12 protein-coding genes are annotated in these 13,218 nt (G+C 75.5%); 7 read left to right on the top strand and 5 right to left on the bottom strand.

Going from position 1 to position 13,218, the window contains the following annotated elements; all coding sequences use genetic code 11:
• Positions 1-115: 115 nt before the first annotated feature.
• Genes ACPYOM_RS16360 through ACPYOM_RS16345 form a run of 4 tightly spaced genes read right to left on the bottom strand, consistent with a single transcriptional unit; the run spans position 116 to position 5,602 of the window.
• Complete coding sequence (locus ACPYOM_RS16360) at positions 116-1,315, bottom strand: glycosyltransferase (RefSeq protein WP_481346775.1); 1,200 nt, start codon at positions 1,313-1,315, stop codon at positions 116-118.
• Entirely contained in the window at positions 1,312-2,442 is a 1,131-nt protein-coding gene (locus ACPYOM_RS16355) for a glycosyltransferase family 9 protein (protein WP_481338800.1), read from the bottom strand. The genes ACPYOM_RS16360 and ACPYOM_RS16355 overlap by 4 nt, the downstream gene beginning before the upstream one ends.
• Positions 2,439-3,974: an HAD-IIIA family hydrolase gene (locus tag ACPYOM_RS16350; protein ID WP_481346774.1), complete on the bottom strand. Its 1,536-nt coding sequence runs from the start codon at positions 3,972-3,974 to the stop codon at positions 2,439-2,441. Before ACPYOM_RS16350 ends, ACPYOM_RS16355 begins: the two co-directional genes overlap by 4 nt.
• On the bottom strand, positions 3,971-5,602 hold the full coding sequence (locus tag ACPYOM_RS16345) for a carbamoyltransferase family protein (protein WP_481346773.1): 1,632 nt from the start codon (positions 5,600-5,602) through the stop codon (positions 3,971-3,973). Before ACPYOM_RS16345 ends, ACPYOM_RS16350 begins: the two co-directional genes overlap by 4 nt.
• A 215-nt stretch (positions 5,603-5,817) precedes the next feature.
• Here ACPYOM_RS16345 and ACPYOM_RS16340 point away from each other — a divergent pair, with 215 nt between their 5' ends.
• The 4 genes from ACPYOM_RS16340 (at position 5,818) to ACPYOM_RS16325 (ending at position 9,680) form a co-directional block, all read left to right on the top strand.
• The gene (locus ACPYOM_RS16340; RefSeq protein ID WP_481346772.1) at positions 5,818-7,191 is read left to right on the top strand and encodes a UDP-glucose dehydrogenase family protein; all 1,374 of its coding nucleotides are present in this window, start codon (positions 5,818-5,820) and stop codon (positions 7,189-7,191) included.
• Positions 7,188-8,192 (top strand): glycosyltransferase, encoded by a 1,005-nt coding sequence (locus ACPYOM_RS16335; protein WP_481346771.1) that lies wholly within the window; start codon positions 7,188-7,190, stop codon positions 8,190-8,192. Before ACPYOM_RS16340 ends, ACPYOM_RS16335 begins: the two co-directional genes overlap by 4 nt.
• Positions 8,189-9,043, top strand: a complete 855-nt coding sequence (locus tag ACPYOM_RS16330) for a glycosyltransferase family 2 protein (RefSeq protein WP_481346770.1) — start codon at positions 8,189-8,191, stop codon at positions 9,041-9,043. Before ACPYOM_RS16335 ends, ACPYOM_RS16330 begins: the two co-directional genes overlap by 4 nt.
• A gap of 139 nt (positions 9,044-9,182) precedes the next feature.
• A complete protein-coding gene (locus tag ACPYOM_RS16325; RefSeq protein WP_481346769.1) occupies positions 9,183-9,680 on the top strand; it encodes a DUF4383 domain-containing protein in 498 nt (165 codons plus the stop codon).
• Here ACPYOM_RS16325 and ACPYOM_RS16320 read toward each other — a convergent pair.
• Positions 9,632-11,329: a RecQ family ATP-dependent DNA helicase gene (locus ACPYOM_RS16320; protein WP_481346768.1), complete on the bottom strand. Its 1,698-nt coding sequence runs from the start codon at positions 11,327-11,329 to the stop codon at positions 9,632-9,634. The genes ACPYOM_RS16325 and ACPYOM_RS16320 overlap by 49 nt on opposite strands.
• 123 nt (positions 11,330-11,452) lie before the next feature.
• Between ACPYOM_RS16320 and ACPYOM_RS16315 the strand changes: the two genes are divergently transcribed.
• From ACPYOM_RS16315 to ACPYOM_RS16305, 3 genes are all read left to right on the top strand, one after another.
• The gene (locus ACPYOM_RS16315; RefSeq protein WP_481346767.1) at positions 11,453-11,890 is read left to right on the top strand and encodes a hypothetical protein; all 438 of its coding nucleotides are present in this window, start codon (positions 11,453-11,455) and stop codon (positions 11,888-11,890) included.
• 70 nt (positions 11,891-11,960) lie between these two features.
• Complete coding sequence (locus ACPYOM_RS16310) at positions 11,961-12,755, top strand: SDR family oxidoreductase (RefSeq protein ID WP_481346766.1); 795 nt, start codon at positions 11,961-11,963, stop codon at positions 12,753-12,755.
• Positions 12,756-12,830: 75 nt separating this feature from the next.
• Positions 12,831-13,218: ZIP family metal transporter (locus tag ACPYOM_RS16305; protein WP_481346765.1), on the top strand; the 388-nt coding region annotated here is incomplete at its 3' end.

Here is a 13,218-nt window from a genome sequence, read left to right as displayed (position 1 = left end):
AGGTCGACGCACGGCTCGAAGGCGCGGGCCGCGGTGACGAGGGCGTCGAGGTGGGCGTGGTCGCACGGCGTGACGGAGGTCGCCGCGGCGCCCCGACGCGGGTCCACGGCGCCGGTCACGGTGCCACCGCCCGGGTCGCGGCGGCGACGAGCCGGCCGTAGACCTCCTCCGTGGCCTCTGCCACGCAGGACCAGCGGTAGAGGGCGAGGGCCCGGTCGCGGCCGGCCCGGCCGTACGCCGCCCGGCGCTCGGGGTCCTCGAGCAGGCGGTGGACGGCTGCGGCGACCTCGTCGGGCCGCCGCGGCGGCACGAGCTCGCCGGTCACCCCCGGCAGGACGGTGTCGAGGAGCCCACCGACGGCCGAACCGACGACCGGTCGCCCGCACGCCATGGCCTCGACGGGCACGATGCCGAACGGCTCGTACCATGGCACCGCCACGACGACGTCGGCCTCGTTCATCAGCCGGGGCACCTCGGCGCGGCCGACGCCGCCGAGGAAGCGGACGCGCTCCGCGACACCGACGCGTCCGGCCACGTCGCGCAGGCGGCGCACCTCCGGGTCCGTGTCGAGCCGGGCGGGGTCCGGCCCGCCCGCGACGACGAGGTCCACGCCGGGCAGGGACGCGAGGGCCTCGATGACGTTGCCGACGCCCTTGCGCTCGACGAGGCGGCCGATGGACAGCAGCCGGGGGCCGGCGCCGTCCCCGACCGCGAGCGGCCGGAACAGGTCGGTGTCGACGCCGCACGGGACGACGGTCGCCCGCCGCGCGGGCAGGCCCATGGCGCGTAGCTCGTCCACCTCGTCGGTGCACGTGGCGACGACGTGGTCGACGTCCCGGCACAGCCGCCGCTCCAGGCCCAGGCGCTCGGGTGGGCTGGTGTCACGGACGCCCTGCTGGCGCCGCTTGACCGTGCCGAGCGCGTGGAAGGTCTGCACGACCGGGACCCCGACCCGGCGGGCGGCCCGCGTGCTCGCGACCCCGCTCATCCAGAAGTGGGCGTGCACGATGTCGACGGGCTGCTCGGACCACCGAGCCTCGAGGTAGCGCGCGAACGCCGGCATGTACTGCAGCAGGTCGTCCTTGGGGACGTCCTCGGGGGGTCCGACCGGCACGTGCTCGACGACGTACCCCTCGGCCGTCGTGACGCGGGTCGGCACGTCCGCGGCCGTCCACCGGCTGTAGACCGTGACGTCGTGCCCGCGGGCAGCCAGCTGCCCCGCCAGGGCACCGACGTGCACGTTCTGGCCGCCCGCGTCCGCGCCCCCGAGCACGGCGAGGGGGTTGGCGTGCTCGGACACCATCGCGATCCTCATGTGACACCTCCTGGGACTGGGCGGGCGCAGGCCTCGGGTTGGCGACCCTGCTCGGGCTCGACGGGTTGCGTGCCGGCGCGCGGCAGCAGGGACTCGACGGCCGTCACGACCTCCTCGGCCGTGACGGTGGACAGGCACGGGTGCCCCGGCACGGGGCAGGTCGTGGCCCGGCTGTCGCGGCAGGGGGCATCGCCCCGGCCGAGGGCGACGACCGGCACGCCCCAGGGCCGCCAGCACTCGAACGGCACGGTCGGGGCGAAGAGCGACACGACGGGCGTGCCCACCGCGGCGGCGAGGTGCGCCGGACCGGTGTTGGCGGCCACGACGACGGACGCTCCTGCGAGGACCCCGGCCAGGCCGGGCAGCGTGGTGGCGCCACCGAGGTCGAGGACGCGGCCGGCCGGGGCGCCGCCGGACCCGCGGGCCGCCGCGGTCACCGACGCCGTCAGCCTCCGCTCGTCCGGGCCGCCCGTCACGACGACGTGGTGACCGCGCGCCACGAGGGCCGTGGCCAGGGACCTCCAGCCGGGCTCGGGCCAGGCGCGCGCCGGCACCGACGCGCCCGGGTGCAGGGCGACGTAGGGCTGTGGCTGCGAGGACGCCGCGCCGGGCCAGGGCAGCCACCGGCGTGCCTGCGGGCGCACGGCCAGGCGTCCGTCGTCACCGGGGGGCAGCTCGTGCCCGGCAGCCCGGACCAGCGACAGGGCGCGCTCCACCTCGTGCACCCGCGTCGGCACGTGGTGTCGCAGGTCCAGGAGGCTGCCGGGGTAGTCCTCGCTGGCGGCCCCGACCCAGGGGATACCGGCCAGGCGCAGGACGAGTGCCGTCGGCAGGGCCGACTGGTGGAACGACGTGAGCACCAGGGCACGGTCCGGCGCCAGGTCGCGCAGCGTCGAGACGATCCGGCCCACGTCCTCGGCGCCGACCGCCTCGGGGCTCGGGTCGACCCAGGGGCAGCGCCACGTCACGACGGCGTCGACGCCGGGCAGCAGGCGTGCCGCGTCGGCACCCCGGGGCCCGCAGAGCAGGGTCACCCGGTGGCTGCCCGCGGCGACGGCCCGGACGGCGGGCCCCGCGAGGAGCACGTCTCCGGCGCTGTCGAGGCGCACGACGAGAGAGTGGGTCACCAGCGTCCTCCCAGGAGGTCGTCGACGACCGTGCCGAGGTCACGCCCGACCCGCCGGGCGGCGGCCACCTCCTCGGGCCGGGTTGCGCCGTTCGGGACGAGGACGCCGTGGGCCCCGGCCCTCTCGGCGGCTGTGACGTCCGAGCCGATGTCGCCGACGAGGACGGTCCGCGAAGGGTCGACGCCGAGCCGGTCACAGGCCTCGAGGACGAGCTGCGGGCTCGGCTTGCGGCATCCACAGCCCTCCTCCGGAGCGTGCAGGCACTGGCACCACACGTCGAAAGGGCCGAGCAGGTCGGACACGCGCCGGTTGACGGCGTCCAGCTGTGCCGGTGAGATCAGACCACGGCCCACGCCCGACTGGTTGGTCACGACGCCGACGCGGATCCCGTTGCCGCGCAGGCGGTCCAGGGACTCCCGTGCGCCCTCGAACGGTCGCACCGCGGCGGGGTCGGCGTTGTAGGGCACGTCGTGGACGATCGTCCCGTCACGGTCGAGCAGGACGAGGTCCGGCGGTCCGGTCCACGGTGTGGCGCGCCGATGACGCAGGTGGCCACGAGCGCTGTGGACGACGGCCGCGAACGGGATGACCGCGCTCGTGGCGAGCATCGCGCCGATCTCAGAGGTGTCCCGTGGACCGGGCAGCACCCGGGCGAGGGTGAGCTGTGCCGTCAGCCCTGCCCAGGCGAGCGCGGCGACCCCGCCGGCGCGTCGGTGCCTCGTCGCCACCGCTCCCGCCGCCACCACGGCGGTGGCGACCGTGACCGCGTGCAGCCGCAGCCGCCCCCGCGGGGCGTGCGCCCGCGCGCGCCAGTCGGACCCGTGCAGCCGGCGCATCAGCGCGTCGTCGGCGTTGCCGGCCTGGCGACGGACGCTGACCCAGGCGTCCGCGGGACGGACCGGGTGCTCGACGCGGCGACGCCCCCACTCGATGCGCCCACCGGCGGCGCTGACGCGCAGTCCGAGGTCGACGTCCTCTCGGTAGGCGCGCGGGAACCGCTCGTCGAAGCCGCCCACCGCGACGAGGGCCGAACGACGGTAGGACAGGTCGGCCGTGATCCAGCGGGCGCCCTCTAGCCCCCCGGTCGACCGCTCCCAGTCGGTGGGGCGACGGTCCGCCGGAAGCGGCACGCACAGCCGTCCCTGGCTGCCCACGATCTCGGAGGGCGCGTCGCCCAGGTCGACGAGCAGGTCCGCGTACCAGTCCTGCCCGGGCAGCACGTCGTCGTCGAGGAACGACACCCACCCCGTCCGGGCATGGCGCCAGCCGAGGTTGCGGGCCGCCGCCGGTCCGCGTCCACCACTGCGCAGCACCGTCGTCGCGTAGGGCAGCTCCTCGAGCCACCCGGGCAGGCCGCCGGTGCCCCGGCCGCTGTCGTCGACGACGAGGACGGGGGCCGTGACGTGCGTCGACTGCCCGGCCAGGCGCTCGAGGAGCGTGACGAGGCAGGCGCGGCCGACGGTCGGCACGACGATCGTCGTCGGCGCGACGACGGCGTCGGGGCGCCCGGCCACGGCAGCGGTTGCGGTCACGCCGGCCTCTTGACGACGAACGGTCCGAGGGTGAGCAGGTCGACGGGAGCGGAGCCGAAGCACTCCAGGGCGTCACGAGGGCTGTCGACCATCGGCCGCCCGGCGGTGTTGAGACTCGTGTTGACGACGACGGGCAGGCCGGTGCGCTCCTCGAAGGCCGACAGCATCCGGGCCACGAGCGGCTCCTGGACAGGGTCCACCGTCTGCACCCGGGCGGTCCCGTCGACGTGGACGACGGCCGGGATGCGGTCGCGCCACGGCGGCGCGACGTCGTGGACGAAGAGCATGTACGGCGACGGCACGGGCCCGCGCCCGAAGATCTCGTTCGCCCGTTCGAGGAGGACCATCGGGGCGACGGGCCGGAACTGCTCGCGTCCCTTGACGTCGTTGAGGCGCTCGAGGTTCTCGGCCCGACCGGGGTGGGCGAGCAGCGACCGGTGACCGAGGGCTCGCGGCCCGTACTCGCTGCGGCCCTGGAACCAGGCGACGACGCCGTCGGCGGCGAGGCAGGCGGCCGCATCCTGCGCCACGTCGCCCGCCTGCTCGTAGGGCAGGCGCGCCGTGCGCAGCACCTGTTCGAGCTCGGCATCGGTCCACTCGCGCCCGAGGTCGGCACCGGGCATCGGCGTGCACCGGTCGCCGCCGTCGGTGGCGACGGTCAGCGCGGCCCCGAGGGCCGTCCCGGCGTCCCCGGCCGCGGGCTGCACCCAGATGTCCTCGTAGGGGCCGTCGGCGTGCAGCCGGGTGTTGGCCACGCAGTTGAGGGCGACACCGCCGGCGAGGGCGAGCCGTCGCGAACCGGTGCGCTCGTGCAGCCAGTGGACGAGCTCGAGCAGCACCTCCTCGAGACGCTGCTGCACGCTGGCGGCCAGGTCCGCGTGGTCCTGCGTCCACGGGTCGTGCGCGGCGCGACGCTTGGCCAGCGCTGCCCACTCGACCGGTTCGGTGCGGAAGCCGCCGTCCGCCGACGCGACCACGGCCCGGCGCAGCTCGTCGGCGAACTGGGGGGTCCCGTAGGACGCCAGGGCCATCACCTTGTACTCGTCACTGCTGCGGAGGAACCCGAGGTGATCGGTGACCTCCTCGTAGAGGAGGCCGAGCGAGTGCGGAAGCCGTTGTGCCGCAAGGGTCTCCAGCACGCCCCCGATGTAGGAGCCGGCGAGGTGGCTGGCGCGTTCGCCGCGCCCGTCGAGCACGAGGACGTCGGTGTCGGGTCCGGGCGAGGCGAGGGCTGCCGACGCCGCATGGGCGACGTGGTGCGGGACGAACCGCACGGACGCGGGGTCGAGGCCGGGCAGGGCCGAGGCGATGAAGCCCGGGGCGTGTCGTGCGTACGTCTGGCGCAGGTGGTCCCACGGGTCGTCGAGGCCCAGCTGGTCGGCGGGCTCGGCCAGCCGAGGGTCGTAGGAGTAGGCCACCGCGTCGAGGTCGGACGCCTCCAGGCCGGCCCGCTCGAGGCACCACCGGGCGGCCAGCTCGGGCAGCTCCCAGGCGGCGAACGGCACGGGGCGATGCCCGTGCTTGCGGCGCGTGAGCCGCTCCTCCTCGAGGGCCGCGACCGTGACCCCGTCGACGACGAGCGCGGCCGCAGGGTCGTGGAACAGCGCGTTGACGCCGAGAACCTTCACGAGACCTCCGATGCCGTGGGTGCCTGCTGGACGGAGCGGGAACGGGCCCCTCTGCGAGGCGATGCCCACTTCTCCGCCCGTCAAACGGCTCGGCGTCGGAGAAGTGCTTCCCGGCGCGTGAAATGCCCTGTCTGCGTGCCCCGTCCGGGTGGCCGGGCCGGGTCCGGCCGCGGCCGGCCCGTTTGACGAGCCGGTTCCGGGGCATGGGAGGAGCCGTGCGCACCTCCGTCCTCGGAACCGGCTATCTCGGCGCGACGCATGCCGTGGCGCTGGCCCACTGGGGTCATGACGTCGTCGGCGTCGACGTCGACCCCGGCAGGGTGCAGCGCCTCGCCGCCGCCCTGCCACCGTTCCACGAACCGGGGTTCGCCGACCTCCTCGAGCGGGGGGTGGCTTCGGGGCGCCTCGTCTTCACCACCGACCCCGGCGCGGCCGCCGACGCCGACGTCCACTTCCTCTGCGTCGGCACGCCCCAGGTCGACGGCGGACGCGGCGCCGACCTGGGCGCCGTCTGGTCGGCGGTCGACGCGATCGCGCCGCGCCTGCGCCCCGGTGCACTCGTCGTGGGGCGCTCGACGGTACCCGTCGGCACGGCGGCGCAGGTGCAGGACCGCCTCGACGCCGCACACGGTGGCCGGCGGGTGGAGGTGGCGTGGAACCCCGAGTTCCTCCGCGAGGCGCACGCCGTCGAGGACTCGCTCCGTCCGGACCGGCTCGTCCTCGGCGTCAGCTCGGACGTGGCCGAGGGGCGTCTCCGGGAGGTCTACGCCGCCCTCCTCGAGGCCGGTGTGCCGGTCGTGCGCACCGACCCCCGCACCGCCGAGCTCGCCAAGGCCTCGGCCAACGTCGTCCTCGCGAGCCGCATCTCGGTCGTCAACGTCCTGGCCGAGGTCTGCGAGGCCGCCGGCGCCGACATCGAGCGTCTCACCGAGGTGCTCGGGCTCGACCCGCGGATCGGCCCGCACTACCTGTCCCCCGGCCTCGGCTTCGGCGGCGGTTGCCTGCCCAAGGACCTGCGCGCCTTCGCGACGCGGGCCGCCGAGCTCGGCGTCGACGCCGCGGCTTCGCTGCTCGCCGCGGTCGACGACGTCAACACCCACCAGCGCACGCGCACCGTCGAGCTGGCGGCGGCGCTGCTGGGCGGCAGCCCCCGGGGACGACGCATCGCGGTGCTCGGGGCCGCCTTCAAGGCCGGTTCGGACGACGTGCGCGACTCGCCGGCGCTCGCCGTCGCGTCGACCCTGGCGGCCCGGGGCGCCCACGTCCGCGTGCACGACCCCGAGGCCGGCCACCACCTGGCCCACCGTCCGGACCTCGAGCTCGCGGACGGTGTCGAATCCGCTTGTGCCGCAGCCGAGCTCACCATGGTCCTCACCGACTGGCCCACGTTCGCCCGCATCGACCCGGGCGCGCTCGCCGGCGTCGTGCGGCGCCGCACCGTCCTCGACGCACGCCTCGTCCTCGACCCCGACACGTGGCGTCGGGCCGGCTGGGACCTCCACGCCCTCGGGCGCACGCGCCGCCCGCCTGAGACGGACCTCGACACCGACCTCGGCCCGGCGTCCGAGGCCGGACGCCGGGCCGGGTGACCGGCGTGCGCGTCCTCCTCTGGCACGTCCACGGCTCGTGGACCACCGGCTTCGTCCAGGGCCCGCACGAGTACCTCCTCCCGGTGCTGCCGGGTCGGGGGCCGGACGGCGTCGGACGGGCCACGTCGTGGGACTGGCCGGACTCGGTCCGGGAGCTGTCGCCCGACCAGCTGCGCGAGGAGCCGTTCGACGTCGTCGTCCTCCAGCGCCCGCACGAGGGCGAGCTGGTGCACGAGTGGACGGGTCGCCGGCCCGGGCTCGACGTGCCCGCGGTCTACCTCGAGCACAACGTGCCGGGTGGACGGGTCCCGTTCGACCGGCACCCGATGGCCGACCAGACCCGCGTCCTCGTCGTCCACGTGACGGCCTTCAACGCCCTCATGTGGGACACCGGGTCGGCGCCCACCACCGTCGTCGACCACGGGGTCGTCGACCCGGGCCACCGGTACACGGGCGAGCTGGAGCGGGCCGCCGTCGTCGTCAACGAGCCGCTGCGGCGAGGGCGGGCGGTGGGTACCGACCTCGTCCTCCACCTGGCGGAGGCCGTCCCGGTCGACGTCTTCGGCATCGACGCCCACGCCCTGCGCTCGCTGCCGGCGGTGCCCCGCGGCCTGCGCACGGTGGAGGGTCTGGACCAGGAGCACCTGCACCGGCAGATGGCCCGGCGCCGGGTCTACCTGCACCCGAACCGCTGGACGTCGCTCGGGCTCTCGCTCGTCGAGGCGATGCTGCTCGGCCTGCCCGTCGTCGCCGTCGCCAGCACCGAGGTGCCCCTGGCCGTGCCGCGCGAGGCCGGCGTCGTCGCGACCCGACCGGACCGGCTCGCCGACGCCGTCCGGGAGCTCTGCGCGGACGGTGACCGTGCCCGCGCCGCCGGCGAGGCCGCCCGCGCGCACGCGCTGCGCCGGTTCGGTCTGCAGCGGTTCCTCGACGACTGGGACGCGGTGCTCGAGCGCGCCGTCGCCGAGCACGCGCCGGCGCCCAAGGTGGCCGGGGCGTGAGCGGGGCGCCCGACCGCGCGGAGCGCGTGACCGTCGTCGTCATGACGCGCGACCGCTGGCCCGACCTCGAGCGCTCGCTTCCACGGCACCCCCGGCCGGTGGTCCTGGTGGACAACGCGTCCCGCGACGGGACCCCAGCGCGGGTGTCCGCCACCTTCCCGGACGTCGAGGTCGTCCCGCTGCGCCGCAACGTCGGGGCGGCGGCCCGCAACGTGGGCGTCCGCCGGGCCGGTACCCCCTACGTGGCCTTCGCCGACGACGACTCGTGGTGGGAGGCGGGTGGCCTCGACCGCGCCGCCGACCTGCTCGATGCCCATCCGCGGCTCGGTCTCGTGGCCGGGAGCGTCCTCGTCGGTGAGGAGGGCACCCTTGACGGGGTCTGCCTCGAGATGGCCCGCTCACCGCTCGGGACCCGGCCCGGTGAGCCCGGACCGCGCGTCCTCGGGTTCATCGCCTGCGGCGCGGTCGTGCGCCGGTCGGCGTTCCTCGAGGCGGGGGGCTTCGACCCGGTCGTCTTCTTCCCCGGCGAGGAGGAGCGCCTCGCCCTCGACCTCGCGGCCCGCGGCTGGGCGCTGTGCTACGTGCCCGAGGTCGTCGCACGGCACGTGCCCTCGAGGTCACGCGAGCACAGCGAGGCGCGTCGGGTCCTCATCGCCCGCAACCGGCTCCTCACGGCAGTGCTGCGGCGCCCGACGCGCGTGGTGCTGGTCACGGCCTGCCACCTGGCCGCGGACCCGGCAGGCCGGCGCGGGATCCTGGCGGCGGTGCCAAAGCTCGTCGCGGCGGTCCGGGCCCGCCGGGTCGTGCCCGCCCCCGTCGAGGCCGAGCGCCGGCTCCTCGACGCCCCGTGACCGCGAGGCCTCATCGGCGCGGTCACCGATGCCGACGGTGTCGCGCCGGGTTTGAACGGGCCGGCCGTGGGCACGGGATCGCCACAGCCCGGGCACCGGGCGGAGAGGAGCACCCATGTCCACCCGACCGGATCGACCCATGACCGACCGTGCACCGACGCGCCGCAGGACGGCCGTACAGGGCGCGGCGCTCGTCGTCGGGCTCGTCTTCCTCCTCGTCGGCATCGCCGGCTTCGTGCCGGGCGTGACGTCCGACTACTCCGACCTGGGCGTGGCCGGCCACCACTCCGGCGCGATGCTGCTCGGGCTCTTCCAGGTCTCGGTGCTGCACAACGTCGTGCACCTGCTCTACGGGGCCGCCGGTCTGCTCGCGGCCCGGACGTGGGGAGCCTCGCGGGCCTTCCTCGTCGGCGGCGGCGTCGTCTACCTCGTCCTGTGGCTCTACGGGCTGCTCGTGGACAAGACGTCCGCCGCCAACTTCGTGCCGGTCAACCGTGCCGACGACTGGCTGCACCTGGTGCTCGGCCTCGGCATGGTCCTGCTCGGCATCGTCCTCGGCCGGCACCGCGAAGCCCAGGGGTCCGCCGGTCACGACGCCGCGTTCGGCGACTGGCGTCGCGACAGCGCGTCCTCCTGAACCGCAGCGGCTCGGTCCGCGCGCCGCAGGACACCGTTGGCCCTGACCGCCTCGACCGACAGCGTCCGGTAGCCGAAGCGCTCGAACAGCACGGTCACCCGGTCCTCCTCCACGTCCATGACGGTCCCGGGGCCCCACTCGTCGTGCTCGACCGCTGCGCCGAGCCGGAAGCCACCACGTCGGGCCGGACGGGTGCGCGCGGTCCCCGCCTCGCACGTGTCGCAGTTGCCGCACGGCTCGGCGAGGCGCTCCCCGAAGTAGCCCAGCAGCAGCTGCCGCCGGCACCCGGTGGACTCGGCGTAGGTGCGCACCATCTCGACGCGGGACCGGATCAGCTGCTGGTGCTCCTCGGAGCGCTCCACGGCGGCGGCCACGGCGTCCTCAGGGGTGACGCCGTCCCTGAGCCCGACGCGTCCGCGGCGCACCAGGCGGACGGCACCGACCTGTTCGAGGAGGTTGAGCACCCTCGTGCGCCGCGCGCGGGAGAGCCCGAGCTCGGCGTCGAGGGCCGTCGCACGGACCGGTCCGGAGGCCGCGTGCAGTGCGGCCGTCACGGCATGGAGGTCCTCCTCCGGGGCGCTCACGGCGGTGAGGAAGGTCTGCAGGCGCAGGTCCTCGGGCCGGTGCACAAGGAGCGCCTCGGCAGGCTCACCGTCCCGGCCGGCGCGCCCGACCTGCTGGTAGTAGGAGTCGAGCGACTCGGGCGCGGCGGCGTGCACGACGAACCGGATGTCCGGCTTGTCGATGCCCATGCCGAACGCCGAGGTGGCGACGACGACGTGCAGGCCCCCGTCACGGAAGGCCCGGTGCACCTCGTCGCGCCCTGCCCCGCGCACCCCGGCGTGGTAGGCCGCGCACCGGACCCCCGACCCCGCGAGCGCCGCGGCCACCTCGTCGGCCGCCCGGCGGCTCGCGGTGTAGACGAGACCGGCAGCCCTGTCGCCGTGCAGCTCCGCGGCGCGCTCGAGGACGGTCCGCCGCTGGTCCCGTGCGTCGGTGGCCCGTCGCACCTCGAGGTGGATGTTCGGGCGGTCGAAGCTCGTCACGACCGAGGCAGGCTCGCGCAGGCCCAGCCGGGCCACGATGTCGTCGCGCACGGGAGGTGCGGCGGTGGCCGTCAGCGCTGCGACGGGTGGGTGGCCGAGGCGCTCGACGACCTGCCGCAGCCTGAGGTAGTCGGGCCGGAAGTCATGGCCCCACGAGGAGACGCAGTGCGCCTCGTCGATGACGAGCAGTCCAACCCCGGCGTCCGCCAGCCGCCGCAGCGCGTCCTCGTTCGCCAGCTGCTCCGGCGACGTGAAGACGTACCTGGCCTCGCCCCGACGGACCAGCTCCCAGGCCTCCTTCCGTTGCCTCGTCGTCTGCTGCCAGTTGACGAGGACGCCGGTCGGCGCGCCCGCCTGCCGCAGCCCGTCGAGCTGGTCGCGCTGCAGGGCGAGCAACGGCGAGACGACGAGCGTGGGGCCGGGCACGAGCAGCGCGGGAACCTGGTAGATGGCCGACTTGCCCGCACCGGTCGGCAGCACCGCCAGCACGTCCCGGCCCTCGAGCAGGTGCTCCATCGCCGCGAGCTGGTACGGGTGCAACGGGTGCCACCCGAAGGTGGTACGCGCCACCTCCTCGAGTCTCGCCGTCTGCTGCGTGGACACGAGCCTCACCTACCCCGGGCGAACCCGCGTGCACCGCACGCAGACCTCGACCCGTCCCCGGTGAGCCCGGTCAGGGGTGGGTAGGGGCCGGAGGCAGCGCACCGACGACGGGAGGAGGCCGACATGCGGCGGGTGGCGACGGCCCAGGGGATGTTCAACGTGGCGGGCGGGCTGTGGCCGCTGGTCAGCGTCCGCAGCTTCGAGGCCGTCTACGGCCGGAAGACGGACCGCTGGCTGCAGCTCACCGTCGCAGGGCTGCTGACGACCGTGGGCGCCGCCCAGCTGCTGTGCCGCGACGAGTCGCGCCTGCCGGTCGCGCGCGCCCTGGGCGTCGGCACGGCGGCGACGCTGCTGGCCGTCGACGCCGTCAACGTGCCGCGCGGTCGCATCAGCCGCATGTACCTGCAGGACGCGGCGTGCGAGGCTGCGTTCCTGGCCGCCTGGGCGTGGGTGTCCCGTCCCGGGACGGCATCGTCGTCGGACACCGACGAGGTCGTGCCGCGCGCCGCGGCGGACCCGGCCGGGGCCCCGTCGCCCGCGGGGCCCCTCAACCCGGCCTGACGACTCGGTCGCGCGACGCACCGCGCGAGCGGGTAGGAGCCGGATGTCCTCGATCGAAGGAGCCACCACCATGAGCGGAACGCTGACCCGCATCGCCGTCGTGACCGGAGCCGACTCCGGCATCGGGCGCGCCACCGCCCTGCTGCTCGCCGACGAGGGGTTCGACGTCGGCATCACCATGCACGAGGACTCCGAGGGCGCAGAACGAACGGCCGACGACATCCGGCAACGCGGGCAACGTTGTGCCGTCGAGAGGTTCGACGCCTCATCGCCCGACGCCGGGTCCGTCGTCGACCGGCTCGCCGACGCGCTGGGCGGCATCGGCGTGCTCGTCAACGTGGCTGGCACCGGCCACTCGACCCCCGCCCTCGACCTCGACCTCGAGACGTGGAACGGCGTCGTGGGCACGGACCTCACCGGGCCGTTCCTCTGCTCGAGGCAGGCCGCTCGTCGCATGGTCGCGGCGGGACAGGGGGGACGCATCGTCAACGTCACGAGCGTCCACGAGCACGTGCCACGCGTCGGCTCCGCCGCCTACTGCGCGGCGAAGGCCGGTCTGGGGATGCTGACGAAGGTCCTCGCCCTCGAGCTGGCCGAGCACGGCATCACGGTCAACGCCGTCGCGCCCGGCGAGATCGCCACCGAGATGACCGGGCAGGACGAGCAGGACGCCTACCGGACCGACCGACCCGGCAACCCGCTCGGGCGACCGGGCCACGTCAATGAGGTGGCCTCCGTGGTCGCCTTCCTCGCCTCGCCGCGGGCCTCGTACGTCACCGGGTCGTCGTACGCCGTCGACGGTGGCCTGATGCTCATGAGCGCCCACGGCCACGACGACGCCGGCCCCTCGTGGCGCCGGCCGTGACCGGACCCGGGGACACCGGGCGGAGAGCGGCCCCCGGGGTCCGGGTGGTCGCCGCAGGGGCGAGGGAGTGACGGCGTGCCGATCTGGGTCCAGGCCGGTCTCTGGGGGCTGCTCGCCGGTGCGGCGCTCGTCGTCGGTGCGGCGGTGGCGTGGCGGGTCTCCGTGCCACGCCGCGTCGTCGCGGGCGTCATGGCGTTCGGCGCCGGCGTCCTCATCTCGGCCCTCGCCTTCGACCTCATCGACGAGGCGGAGTCGACCGGAGGCCTGCTGCCCACGCTCGTCGGTGCGCTGGGCGGCTCGCTCGTCTACGTGGCCGCCAACATCGCGCTCGCGCGCCGGGGTGCCCGGCACCGCAAGCGTTCCGGGGACCAACAGCCCTCGGAGTCCGAGCAGCAGGGCAGCGGTGCGGCCATCGCGGTCGGGGCCCTGCTCGACGGCGTCCCCGAGTCGGTGGTCCTCGGCC

The sequence above is a fragment of the Monashia sp. HAY1-2A genome (assembly GCF_056755315.1).
Note: the sequence above shows the minus strand (reverse complement) of the source record. Positions and strands in the feature narration are given on the sequence as shown.